Here is an 11,326-nt window from a genome sequence, read left to right on the forward strand (position 1 = left end):
TCGGCTGTTCTTTTGGTGCGTTGCAGCTTGGCTGACAGTCCGAGGCTTCGAATGCTGCTCCTTCCAATGGAGGTAGGCAGTCACGCTGATCAGCCAAAACACCACAAAAGCGAGGGTCAGAGCCAGTCCGTGCATCCGAAAAAAGGTCAGCACGATATGGATGGATATGGCGACTGAGCCCCCTATCAGAAACGTATTGCTCAGGAGCGAAGCGACGGTTGTCCTGAAGGATTTCAACTCTGTCGCTCCACTCAGGCTCACATTACCGAGCAACAATTGTGATGCCAGCCCCATCGTGGCTGCGGTAAGACCCGGGTTGTTTTGTTGCCAAAAAAAAGCCCCTCCTTGTGCTGGAGGGGCTGAGAGAGATTCACCTTGGGGTGATGGATCAGTTGATCAATCGTCAACCTGGTCGGCAGCTTCGCTGTGCTCCGCAGCTGCACCCGTGGGGATCAGACGGATGGCTTTCTTGCCAAGCTTGATCTCAAACTCGTCACCGGGTTCCAGGTTCAGCATGGCGGTGTAAGCCTTGCCGATCAGCAGATTGCCGTTGCCCTGCACTTTGGCGATGTAGCTCAGCTTGCGACCGCCTTTGCCAATCGCAGCACCACCGCTGCTCAGATTCACGCCCTTGGCTTCAAGCAGAGCTTCGTAGAAGGCTGTGAAATTCAGGCGATCACCACCATCTTTCTTGTCAGAGACGTATCCGCAAGCTCTCACCAGATCGGATTTGGAAACATCTCCAATCTCTTTGACCTTGGCAAGCAGATCGGAACCGGTCAGCATTTTAAATGCGTCTCAATGGATACATAGTTCATAACTGGTTAGCTGGCTGGATGTCAATCATTCGAGCCGATATTGCCAAGGCTTATTGGTTTGAAAGGTTGGTATCTGGGGATGCGTCTCTGTGGTCTGGCTTTTGAGACTGCTCTCCTGCGATGAAGTTTGACGGGCTGATTTTGAGGCCTCCTCAGTGGTTTAAACCTCAGGACTGTCTGAGGGTTCACAAACGATCGTGTACTCGACACGATCATCATCAGAGCAGCAAAAATCGCTGTAGTAACGCTCAAGTTCATCGTAGGCAGCGTCGTAGCAGTCAAAGCGCTGCCTTGTCAGCCCATCCTCTGATTGATCACTGCGCACGATGCGGTGGCACGAAGCTGGTTGCATCAGCTGGATCTCCGCGGCCGATCGGGCGTCAGATTAAGCCTGGGGCTGAGGCATCAGTTACCTCAGTTTTCTAGGGTCGATTTGTCTGATGGAGGTGCCAATTCTTCGGTTTTTGCTGGAGCTTGTGCCCTCTCTTCTGCTTGGGCTCTGGGCTGGTCGACGCCATGAAACCCTGTCCACCCTCATGGCCGCACCGCTAGTGCGCTTCGGTGTGCCGATCAGTGTGATGGGCCTGCTGTTGAAAGGTGGCCTCAGCGGCGACATGTTGCAGTCCGCAGGTCTTGCGGTGCTCGCCATGGGCCTTGTTCTGGTGGGGGCCGCGCGCCTGCCGGGATTGGCTGAGCTGGCGTCTCCCACGCTGCGGCTCGGCAGCTGCACCGGAAACACGGCCTATTTCGGGGTTCCTCTCGCCCTGGCCTTCCTCCCTGACGAAGCTCTGCCCATCAGCATTGGCTACGACCTCGGGGCGACCCTGTTGGCCTGGAGCCTGGGACCGCTGCTGATCGAGGGGCAGGTCGATGGTTCCAAACGGTTACGTGGTCTTCTGAGCAGCGTTGCTGGGAGTCCTGCAACCCGAGGGCTCATCGGCGCCTTGCTGGTTCAGGCGACCCCATGGTCTGGGGCGGTGGCCGATGCGCTGTGGTGGCCCTCCCGCAGCGTGATTGTGCTGGCTCTGATGGTGTTGGGCATGCGCCTGGGCAGCATTCATCGTCATGGCATCGCTCCAGTGGCACGTCCTGTGCAGCTGCTCAAGCCACTGGTGGGCAAACTTCTGCTCTACCCGTTGCTCCTGTTGCTGCTTGCGTCGTTGTTGCAATTCAAGCCTTTGATGGTTCAGGCGGTTGCTCTGCAAGGAGCCGCACCGACGGCGATCTCTCTTTTGTTGATTGCAGAGTCTGTGGGTGCTGATCAGGAGCAGGCCGCAGGTCTGGTGTTTTGGAGCACGCTGCTGGCCTTGATGACAGCGCCTGCATGGGGTGTGCTGCTGCGATCTCAGTTCTGAAAACGGCGAAAGGTGAGGTTGATGCGGGTGCTCTGCACTTTGCGCCGCTGGGGAACACTGTGCATCCAGCGGCTCTGACACCCCGGGTGCATCACCAGAAGGTCACCATCGGCCAACGGCAGAGACATCTTCAGCTGAGCAGTGTTGCGGTGGCGGAGCTGAAAATCCCGCGTCGCCCCGAGTGAAAGGGAGGCAATCGGAGCCCGCTGATCAATTTCCGGTTCGTCATCGGCGTGCCAACCCATGCGGTCATCGCCATGGCGATACAAATTGAGCAGGCATCCATTGAAGTGGGTCTCACAGGCTTCATTCACCTGGTGGAGCAATGGCTTGAACCATTCAGGCCAGCCACAGCCGGTGTGAATGGCACCGCTGTAGCGGTAGTGAATTCCTTCATTGGCAAGAAACACCGTCATTCGGGGGACCGGGTGGCGCTTGCCATAGACCTGAACGACGGGCTGCTCCCACTGGAGCTGGTGTTCAAGCTGTGTTTGCCAGTGCCTGGCAAGATCTGGCTTCAGCCAACCTTCATGCAGGGACCAGTCCGTTACAGCTGCGGCTGGATGGATGGCCATTCGTGACGTCGGATGACGAGGTCGCTTCGTTCCCGCGACTGTCCCATACATTCGGTGCATGGGAGCCCGCATTACCCAAGACGAATTCCTCAAGCGCGCCGTACAGCGCTTCGGTGATCAATTCGATTACAGCTTGATCCGCTGGCGCAGTTACAAGAGTCCCGTTCAAATCCGTTGCAACGCCCATCCGGTTCAACCGATCACGATCACACCGGAAAAGCATCTTCAAACCCTGGGTGGCTGCCGTCATTGCCTTCGCGAGAGACGCATCGCCTCGCTTGAGAGGGAACTCAATCGCAGATCAGCTGAGCGCCCAGATGCCGTCGCTCACGAGCCATCGGTCAATTTGGAACCAACCCCGAAATGAAACGGTTGAGGGTGCTGCTGTAGCCAAGCTTGATCAGGCCTTCAGGCTGACTCGCTGGTAGCAGAACCAGAGCCACTGTTGGAACAGAAGGTTTCGGTGGGACCGCCAGAGGGTCAGCGGTTGGGCTGGATCGAAATTTTCAGGCGGAGGAACATCTCCCCGGGCCTGGTCTCGTTCCATTTCTCCGAGGATCCGTCCCACGTTGTATTCGGGGTGGCCGAGGTGCATCAGCTGCCGCTGATCCGGTGTCTCGAAAATGGTGTAGCCCACCTGTTCGCCATGGGCGAGCAAACGAAGACGACCGTCCCGTTCGGCGGCTTCCATCGCGGCATCCGGCAGTCCGGCATGACGGCTTTGGGGGCAGACGAAATGGTCGTCCTGGGTTCCCATCAATGGATGCCCCGGAACAAGGCTGCGCATCGGGTAGATCCCGAACAGCTTCTGCTGGAAGGCCACCTTGTCGACGCCTGCAAGGTAGGCGAGGGCGAAACCGGCCCAGCACAGTCCGAGGGTGCTGGCACAGGTGCTGCGCGCTTCCTTGATCAACTGGACCAGTTCGTTCCAGTAACTGACCTGTTCAAAGGGCAGGTGTTCCACGGGGGCACCGGTGATGATCAAGCCATCCAGGGGACCCTGGGACAAGGCTTCATCCCAGCTCACATAGAGCTGGTCGAGATGGTTCTGATCCCAACTCTTGTAGGCATGGGAGTTGAGTCGAATCCAAATCGGTTCGATCTGCAGCACCGAAAGGCCCAGTGGATGCAACAGGTTGAACTCGTACTGCTTGCCCAGCGGCATGATGTTCAAAATGCCGATACGCAGGGGTCGGATGTCCTGGCGTTCGGCCTGTTCAGGCTGAATCCAGGAGATCCGGTTGCGTTCAACCTCCGCGATTTTGTGATAACTGCCAGGAAGGATCAGCGCCATGGGGGCTGGGTCGTCATTCAGCTGACAACGGCTAGGGCCTGCTCGAAGTCGGCCTTGATGTCGTCGATGTGTTCGAGTCCTACAGAGACCCTCACCATCGTGGGGGTCACGCCAGCCGAGGCTTGTTCAGCTTCACTCAGTTGCTGGTGGGTCGTGGATGCAGGGTGAATCACCAGGGTTTTGGCATCGCCCACGTTGGCAAGGTGGCTGGCCAGCTTGAGGCTGTCGATGAACCGAACTGCATCGTCGTAGCCACCGTTGAGGGAGAACATCAGCATGCATCCCATCCCCCGGCCTGTCAGGTATTTCTTCGCGGCAGCGTTGTAAGGATCACCTGCCAGACCGGGGTAGCTCACATGGGCAATGGCGGGATGGGTCTGCAGCCAGGTGGCTAGGGCCATTGCGTTTTCCGTGTGACGCTCAACCCGCAGGCTCAGGGTTTCCAGGCCCTGCAGCAGCAAGAAGCTGTTGAACGGACTGACGGCCGGACCCCAATCTCGTAAGCCCTCCACCCGGGCCCGCAGCGCGAAGGCGATGTTGCGGTCATCTGGCAGGCCAAGCATTTTGCAGACGTCACTGCCGAAGCCAAACGCATCCCAGTGCACCAAGCCGTGATACGCCGCGCTTGGCTGGCTCATCAATGGGAACTTGCCGTTGCCCCAATTGAAAGTGCCGGCATCCACGATCACGCCCCCCAGGCTGGTGCCGTGGCCCCCGATCCACTTGGTGGCACTTTCAACCACCACATCGGCGCCATGCTCAATCGGTCGCAGCAGAGCCCCACAGGCCCCAAGGGTGTTGTCGACGATCAATGGGATGCCTTTCTCTTTGGCGAGCGCTGAAAGACCCTCAAAATCGGGAATGTTGAAGCGGGGATTTCCCATCGCCTCCACATAGAGCGCTTTGGTGTTGTCGTCGATTTGTGCTGCAAAGCTCGCGACGTTGTCGCCTTCGGCAAAACGCACGTCGATTCCCAATCGCGGGAACTGCACCTTGAACTGGTTGTACGTGCCGCCGTACAGGTAAGACGTTGAAACGAAGTTGTCTCCCGCCTGCATGCAGTTGGTGATCGCCAGGAACTGAGCCGACTGCCCGGAGGCTGTCGCCAGTGCGGCCACCCCGCCTTCAAGGGCGGCGACGCGTTTTTCAAACACGTCGGTGGTGGGATTCATCAGGCGGGTGTAGATGTTCCCGAACTCCTTCAGACCGAAAAGGTTGGCTCCGTGTTCGGCGTCATTGAAGACGTAGGAGCTGGTCTGATAGATCGGAACCGCCCGCGCGTTTGTTGCACTGTCCGGGGACTGTCCGGCGTGCAATTGCAGGGTCTCGAAACGGTGAGACATGGTCTTCGGCGGGGGCCACTGCCCCAGTTCTAGTCGTCAGAGAGCTCGGGTTTGTCGGTTTCCGCCAAAGAGGGGAACGTGCTGCGGATCACAGCCTGGATGTCGCGGTGAGCTTCGCTGCGGAATCCATCCACGCCATCGGCGCTGAGCAGGGGATAGGTGCGATCACTGGCATCCACCTCTCGCAGGTGCTTCCAGCGGTTGCTGCTGTCTTCCGCTTTCAGCGCAATGAGGGGCGCCTGGAAGTCGTAGGCCTTGGTGTAACCGAGGGAGGCCACTTGAGCGGTGAGCTGTTCACGCAAGGGGCTGAGGGCTTTGGCCTTCAAAGTGTCGGGCAGGCCGAGCACGGGCTCGTAATGGTCGAGCAGACGGAGTTCGGCCTCCAGCAGCACGGGCCATGCTCCGCGTTCACCGTCGCCTAGGCCCATCCCCGCCTCGGCCTCGGTCATCGCATCAAGATGGAAGCGCAGCCAGCGGTAGTAAGTCTTGTCTTTGATTGGCTTCTTGGCGGCGGCCCGTCCAGTCACAATCGCCGGCAGAGCTTTTTCGGCTTTGCGCAGGAACAGGCGATCCTCCCGTTCCAAATTCATGGCTCCCCAGCGCTGCCGGTATTCCCAGAGCTCGACGTAGCGAGCTACATCAGCCTCGGACCAGCCGAGACCCTTCAGTTCATCACCGCGATGGGAGGTTTCCTTGGACACCCGCTTCCTGGATCACGCCAGGTCTCAGCGTAGGTGTCGATGCTCACCGGTTTGGTGATCTGCTGGCGGGGTTGGCCTGCAGATGCTTCTCAACCGCAATGCGCTGCGGTTGGTCGTAACCCACCGGCAGCCAAAGATCGCCGTCTGCAGCGTTGAAGTGGATTTCCCAGTGAAACAAACCGGTGTAGGCCGCGGGGTCCTCTTTCATCAGCGAGGCGTAGAGCAGTACGGCGCGGCCGTAGTAATCGCTGTTGTTGTAGCCCCAGAGGCCGCGGCGAATGTCCTGCAGTCCGCCCCGCCTGACCAGATAACGCGCTGCTGCCTGGATGGCGTCGTGGGGATCGCGGATGTCCCCGGCGCCAATCCCCTGTTCGGCCCAGGTGGTGGGAAGGAACTGCATCGGGCCCTGGGCATTGGCCACGGAGACGCCATCGATCCGTCCCATGCCCGTTTCAACCAGATTCACGGCCGCCAGAACCTCCCATTCGATCCCTGTCGCCGCCTCGGCCTTGCGGTAGTAGCTGAGCAGATTCTTCGCCGGTTCGGGCTGAATGATCCGCCAGGCGGGGAGCATCGTCGGTCCACGGCCGCGGCTCATGCGAACGAATTCGCGCCGTGCCGCCAGGTGGCGTTCGGCCACGCTTCGCCAGCGCGGAGGTAAGGCATTGACGACCTGATTGGCTCTGGGCTGGTCCGTAGACAGGACCCGGTAGATCACCTGTTGTTGATGGCCGAGATCGGGCAGTGCATCGGCCGGTGTGGCGGGATCCCTCAGTGCCCGTTCAACAGCAACCAGCAGTTCTGTCAGCTCGGCTGGCTCAGCTGGAACAAGGGGGTACTGCCGGCCGTCTTTCGTTGTCGGTTGGCTGGCTTGGGCTGGAAGCAGCACTGGTGCCATCACCATCGGGTTGGAAATCACCGCTTCGGCTACAGCCCGCGGCTGTTTTGGTTTCAGCAACAGCCCTGCCAGAAGGCTTGCCGTGATAGCCGAGACAACCAGCACACTGCGGTTGCGCATGGTGAGGCAGGTTGCTGTGCTGACCCTACCGGTGCGGTTCAGGCTGAAAGAAAGGTGCTGCGGTCGTGAAAGTCCGGCTTACGGCCGTGGCTGAGGGCCCAATGGCTCAGACCCTCCTGCCCAAGATCCATTACAGCCGTCAGTGCCAGGTCTGGGCAGACGCCTGGTGTCCACCAGGGCTCCAACGCAATCCGGGCGTCGAGCCGCAGTTGGTGCACCCCGCGTTGCAGTCGCACCATTGGGGGCACCCTAAGCTCCTGCTGGGTTTGGCCACTGCGGTAGCCATCGAAGCGATAGACCGCCCAATCGCCATTGGCAGCCAGATTCACTTCCCAATAGCGCTGCTCTCCAGGGGCAGAGATGAATGCCTCGAAGCAGGTGGTGGTCCAGAGCTCATCGGTCCGCTGCCCCTGTTTGGGCCCATCGTTCAGCCCCGCTGGCAGCTTCAGGACGTCGATGCCCTTGGCCGCGCGGACCAGAACCCCATAGCTGAGTTCCAGCCAACCCTCGCGCCTCCACACCAGCTCAGCGCTGAGCTGGACCTTCGGTGAAATGGACCGTTCAAAGGGAATCAGGCGGCAGGCCTGACGCAGCATCACGGCTGAACGCGCCATTTCAAAGGCTTGGGCTTTTCTGCTGCTTCAACCGCGCAACAAGTAGCTCCAGGGCGTTGAATTGCTGCTCAACCGCTTCGGTGAGTCGGAACTGCACCAGAGCCCTTTGCAGGTTGTGCCCAGGTCGATCGCAGCGGAAATACACATCGCCCTCCAAATGGTCCGTCAGAAAGCGCAGGCCAAGCTCCAGGGGGATCAGGCGGATGCAGTGGGGCAGATAGTGCAGGTCCCAGTCACTCAGGAACTCACCAGCCACGGATAGATAGCCCGTGAGGATCGCCTCACAGAGCTCCATGTCGAAGCGCACATCGTTGAGGCAGAGGGTTTCCTCACCGGCTGGATTGCAGCAGGAGCGCACACAGTCGCCGATGTCGTAGTGAATGAGCCCCGGTTTGACGGTGTCCAGATCGATCAAGCCAATCGCCTGGCCGCTGGCCTCGTCGATCATCACGTTGTTGATCTTCGGGTCTCCGTGGATGGGCCGGTGATGGAGTTCGTTGCGGGCGAGGGCTGCTTCCAGAACATCGACGCTCTGGCGACGCGCTTTGATGAATGCGCAGGCGTCACGTTCAGCAGGCCCCAGGCGGTCTGTGGCCGTGGCGACGGCATCGAAGTGTTGGAGGTAGGCCGGGGTGACGTGGAAATTTTCGAGGGTGTCCGCCAGTTGATCGGTGGGCAGATCGCTGATCAGGTGGTGGAACATTCCCAGTCCGTAGCCCACTTCCTGGGCGTGGTTACTGTTTCGGATGACGTCGCTAGTGGTCGCCGCCCCGATGTAGGTGATGGAACGCCAGAACTCTCCGTTCTGTTCGATCCAGGGGGAGGCCTCTCGCCGACAGGGAACCACCCTGGGCACTTCCCAGCGCCGCCCCTTCAGTTGTGGGGGTGGAGAGGCGAGACGGCGTTCCATGTGGTCGCCCAGGACCTGCAGGTTCTGCATCACCAGGTCAGGCCGATCGAACACGTTTGTGTTCAGGCGTTGCATGACGAAGGCCCCGCCCTGTCCCTCGTGGGTCACGAGGAAGGTTTCGTTGACGTTGCCTGAACCTAGAGAGCGGATGGCTTTAATCCCTTCGCGAGGATGGAAGCGATCGGCGATGGCTTCCAGGGCCTCGGTCATGAACAGTCGCATCGGTCTCATGCAGCACCTTGCCGCTGTTCTGGTGCTCTGCCCCGTTCAGGTGTGCAGAACCACAGCCGACTCAGGCCTCGAGCTGGCTTTCGATCACATCCATTAACTCCAGGTAGGCCGGCACCCCGGTCTCACCGTTCTCGTCCAGAGCCATCTTGCTGCCCATGGCCTGATTGGCGTTGTCGGCAATCACGGCGTTCACTACAAGCTCGAGGGCTTTGGGCATATCGAGGTTATGAAGCGCCTCTGCGTAGCGACGGCTGTGGCTGGGTCGCACGGATTCCTGGCAGTAGTTGGAGAGTTCCCGGCTTTCTGTCATGACCCGGTAGGCGGTTTCCTTCACGCCTGCCCGCCCGTAAATCGCCATGTAAAGCAGGTTCACCATGGAGGCGTCGTTCGCCGGGATGGCGTACTTGCGGGCGATCTGAGGCCAGTACCGCAAGGATTTCAGGCCCTCCAGGCCGCCTTTGCGCAGCCCTGCGGCTTCGCACCATTGTTCCAACTCATCCATGGAATGGGGGCAGCGGCCCTGATCCCGCATCGCTTCGGCCATCACTTGCCCGGCCTGGAAGTTGCGGGTGGGGCTCCCGGAGACCGGCAGCATCATGCTGCCGCGCACATCGGCCACCATTGCGGTGAGCTGGCTGAAGGTGTGGTCCCTCACCCGTTCAAAGTCGCCGTCGCGTACCAGGGTTGATTCGATCCTCGGCACGGCATAGCCCAGTTCCGTTAGGGGAAAGGGCTGGCGGTGGTAGAGCCTTTGGCGGTCGGGGCGTGCCATCGACACGGTGGCTGCCTGGTCCAGGCACTGGTTCAGCAGCAGGGTCAGCAGCGTTGGCAATACCCCGGGGTTGTCCTGATGGAAGCCGTAGCCGAAGCCGGCGAACACCGAGGCCATGTTTTTGGCAGCTTTGATGAACTGCCCCTCCACGTTGTGAACACCGGCTGAGACCTGAATGTTCGGGGATAGCTGATCCATCAGTTGGGCCCCCAACATGGCCGTCAGGGCATTGGGATGGCAGAAGTTGGCCGTGAAGCTGTCGAAGGGGTTGCGCAGAGCTCCATGGCGGTGGAAGCCGGAGAAGAAAGCGAGCTCCGGTTCTTGTTCACACAGCACATAGGCGCTGTTGCTGATCGGGTCATGGCTGAAGGATCCCGCCAGGCAGGCCAGCACCACCTGTTCCCGATTGAGCTCCTTTCGCAGGCGACAGGCTTCTTGGAGGTCTTCTTCGATGTGGTTGCTGTTGGCGCTGAGCACCACGAGCTCACAACTCTCGATCAGATCACTCAAGGTGTTGGCGAGCAGGTCACCGCTGCTTCGGTGACCGCCCATGTTGAGCACGGTCTCAACGTGCTCATCGTCCATTGTTGCAATCGTCTCTTTGGGGAACGCTCCAAGGAGGTCCCGTCCAGGGCGAGGGGCCAGCAGCAGACGCCCGTTGGCGTTCTGCATGGCGCAGTTGTAGGCAAGCGACGCGGGATAGAGCCCGACGCTATAGAACCCCACCTTGCCGGTCGAGAGCTCCTGCACTCGCCGGCTGATAGCGCCCGCGTCAAGGCTCTGATCGAAGAAGGAATTGCGCATGCCGGCAAGACTAAGCAGCGCTCCCGATGAGACTGCTCACCGCAGACAGACGCCATTCCCTTGGGTGAAACGGAGTTTCGCCCTAACGCGTGCCACGAACTGACCCAACTCAATCATTCTTGATGGCTGCAGATCGTTTTGGATGTCTGTGAAGCATCTGCCAAGTTGGAAGATTGAATGAAAGAGCCAAGCGAAAATTCAATGGCAATTGAATGACTCAAAGGCCCATGATCGTTCTGTAATTCATGTTGGCTCGTGTTCGCTCATTCAGGGCCTGGATTTCTGGATAAGCTGAGAGATCTTCGTTGGGATAAAAAATAGGGAGGTAGCCGAGGTATGCGTTGACTGCACAATCGGCGGCTGTCCAGCAATCACCCACCAAAAACTGTTTCTTGGTGTAGATGTCATTCAGGGTTGCCATTAGTCTTGGAAACTCCCGCTCTTTATTTGATGGAACGAATAAAGCGATCGCCAGTGTGGAGTTGGCGAATAGAATCCATTGGCTGATGGAGGCGCGTGTTGCGGGGTCTTTGATCTCGTTGGCGTAGTTCTCGGAAAGATACTGAAGAATCGCTCCCGACTCAAACAGCACTAAATCATTGCTGTCGTCTTTGAGGGCGGGCAACTTGCCGAAAGGATTTACCTCTAAATAGCTCGTCCCAAGGTTTTGACGAGCTGCTAGGTCAATGTTGACGTATTCGTAGGAAATCCCCTTTTCTGCCATGTACCATTTCGGCATCGAAACACGGGTCATGGGACCGCCGTAGAGATAAAGCGTCATCACTGATTTTTGATGGTCTTCATGCTATCCCCCAGGGTCAAACCGTCCGGTTCCGTTGTAGATGCTCTGCTGAGTATTGATGTCAATGTTGGGCGCCTTGATGGCGATCC

The 11,326-nt window shown here is 59.1% G+C and carries 12 protein-coding genes; 2 read left to right on the top strand and 10 right to left on the bottom strand.

Annotated features, from left to right (window positions below):
- Positions 1-396: 396 nt before the first annotated feature.
- Positions 397-786: an AbrB family transcriptional regulator gene (locus FZZ85_RS00925; RefSeq protein WP_226411289.1), complete on the bottom strand. Its 390-nt coding sequence runs from the start codon at positions 784-786 to the stop codon at positions 397-399.
- A 472-nt stretch (positions 787-1,258) separates the two neighbouring features.
- On the opposite strand from FZZ85_RS00925, the gene FZZ85_RS00935 reads away from it, so the two are divergent.
- A complete protein-coding gene (locus FZZ85_RS00935) occupies positions 1,259-2,173 on the top strand; it encodes an AEC family transporter (protein ID WP_226411293.1) in 915 nt (304 codons plus the stop codon).
- Here FZZ85_RS00935 and FZZ85_RS00940 read toward each other — a convergent pair.
- Positions 2,164-2,748 carry an alpha-ketoglutarate-dependent dioxygenase AlkB gene (locus FZZ85_RS00940; RefSeq protein ID WP_226399221.1) on the bottom strand — a complete coding sequence of 195 codons (585 nt, stop codon included), beginning with the start codon at positions 2,746-2,748 and terminating at the stop codon, positions 2,164-2,166. The genes FZZ85_RS00935 and FZZ85_RS00940 overlap by 10 nt on opposite strands.
- Before the next feature lie 58 nt (positions 2,749-2,806).
- Between FZZ85_RS00940 and FZZ85_RS00945 the strand changes: the two genes are divergently transcribed.
- Positions 2,807-3,115, top strand: a complete 309-nt coding sequence (locus FZZ85_RS00945) for a hypothetical protein (protein WP_226411295.1) — start codon at positions 2,807-2,809, stop codon at positions 3,113-3,115.
- A gap of 33 nt (positions 3,116-3,148) precedes the next feature.
- Here the strand turns inward: FZZ85_RS00945 and FZZ85_RS00950 are convergent, their stop codons facing one another.
- The 8 genes from FZZ85_RS00950 to FZZ85_RS00985 form a co-directional block, all read right to left on the bottom strand.
- A complete protein-coding gene (locus FZZ85_RS00950) occupies positions 3,149-4,042 on the bottom strand; it encodes a homoserine O-succinyltransferase (protein ID WP_226411297.1) in 894 nt (297 codons plus the stop codon).
- 17 nt (positions 4,043-4,059) lie between these two features.
- Complete coding sequence (locus FZZ85_RS00955) at positions 4,060-5,385, bottom strand: O-acetylhomoserine aminocarboxypropyltransferase/cysteine synthase family protein (RefSeq protein ID WP_226411299.1); 1,326 nt, start codon at positions 5,383-5,385, stop codon at positions 4,060-4,062.
- 29 nt (positions 5,386-5,414) lie between these two features.
- A complete protein-coding gene (locus tag FZZ85_RS00960) occupies positions 5,415-6,086 on the bottom strand; it encodes a hypothetical protein (RefSeq protein WP_226411302.1) in 672 nt (223 codons plus the stop codon).
- Between the two features lie 43 nt (positions 6,087-6,129).
- Positions 6,130-7,104, bottom strand: coding sequence for a transglycosylase SLT domain-containing protein (locus FZZ85_RS00965; protein ID WP_226411304.1), 975 nt, complete (start codon positions 7,102-7,104; stop codon positions 6,130-6,132).
- A gap of 38 nt (positions 7,105-7,142) precedes the next feature.
- On the bottom strand, positions 7,143-7,718 hold the full coding sequence (locus tag FZZ85_RS00970) for a DOMON-like domain-containing protein (RefSeq protein ID WP_226411306.1): 576 nt from the start codon (positions 7,716-7,718) through the stop codon (positions 7,143-7,145).
- A gap of 1 nt (position 7,719) precedes the next feature.
- Positions 7,720-8,850 (bottom strand): phosphotransferase enzyme family protein, encoded by a 1,131-nt coding sequence (locus FZZ85_RS00975; protein ID WP_226411308.1) that lies wholly within the window; start codon positions 8,848-8,850, stop codon positions 7,720-7,722.
- Positions 8,851-8,920: 70 nt separating this feature from the next.
- Positions 8,921-10,435: a hypothetical protein gene (locus FZZ85_RS00980; protein WP_226411310.1), complete on the bottom strand. Its 1,515-nt coding sequence runs from the start codon at positions 10,433-10,435 to the stop codon at positions 8,921-8,923.
- Positions 10,436-10,652: 217 nt separating this feature from the next.
- Positions 10,653-11,216 carry a glutathione S-transferase family protein gene (locus FZZ85_RS00985; RefSeq protein ID WP_226411313.1) on the bottom strand — a complete coding sequence of 188 codons (564 nt, stop codon included), beginning with the start codon at positions 11,214-11,216 and terminating at the stop codon, positions 10,653-10,655.
- Between the last annotated feature and the right edge of the window lie 110 nt (positions 11,217-11,326).

This window comes from Synechococcus sp. MU1642 (assembly GCF_020514115.1).
In the GTDB taxonomy this organism is placed as follows: Bacteria; Cyanobacteriota; Cyanobacteriia; order PCC-6307; family Cyanobiaceae; genus Parasynechococcus.

Excerpts from the sequence above, each read along its gene's own strand:
- FZZ85_RS00935 (WP_226411293.1), top strand. The coding sequence starts at position 1,259 with ATGGAGGTGCCAATTCTTCGGTTTTTGCTGGAGCTTGTGCCCTCTCTT.
- FZZ85_RS00965 (WP_226411304.1), bottom strand. The coding sequence starts at position 7,104 with ATGCGCAACCGCAGTGTGCTGGTTGTCTCGGCTATCACGGCAAGCCTT.
- FZZ85_RS00985 (WP_226411313.1), bottom strand. The coding sequence starts at position 11,216 with ATGACGCTTTATCTCTACGGCGGTCCCATGACCCGTGTTTCGATGCCG.
- FZZ85_RS00980 (WP_226411310.1), bottom strand. The coding sequence starts at position 10,435 with ATGCGCAATTCCTTCTTCGATCAGAGCCTTGACGCGGGCGCTATCAGC.
- FZZ85_RS00975 (WP_226411308.1), bottom strand. The coding sequence starts at position 8,850 with ATGCGACTGTTCATGACCGAGGCCCTGGAAGCCATCGCCGATCGCTTC.
- FZZ85_RS00950 (WP_226411297.1), bottom strand. The coding sequence starts at position 4,042 with ATGGCGCTGATCCTTCCTGGCAGTTATCACAAAATCGCGGAGGTTGAA.
- FZZ85_RS00925 (WP_226411289.1), bottom strand. The coding sequence starts at position 786 with ATGCTGACCGGTTCCGATCTGCTTGCCAAGGTCAAAGAGATTGGAGAT.
- FZZ85_RS00970 (WP_226411306.1), bottom strand. The coding sequence starts at position 7,718 with ATGGCGCGTTCAGCCGTGATGCTGCGTCAGGCCTGCCGCCTGATTCCC.
- FZZ85_RS00945 (WP_226411295.1), top strand. The coding sequence starts at position 2,807 with ATGGGAGCCCGCATTACCCAAGACGAATTCCTCAAGCGCGCCGTACAG.
- FZZ85_RS00940 (WP_226399221.1), bottom strand. The coding sequence starts at position 2,748 with ATGGCCATCCATCCAGCCGCAGCTGTAACGGACTGGTCCCTGCATGAA.
- FZZ85_RS00955 (WP_226411299.1), bottom strand. The coding sequence starts at position 5,385 with ATGTCTCACCGTTTCGAGACCCTGCAATTGCACGCCGGACAGTCCCCG.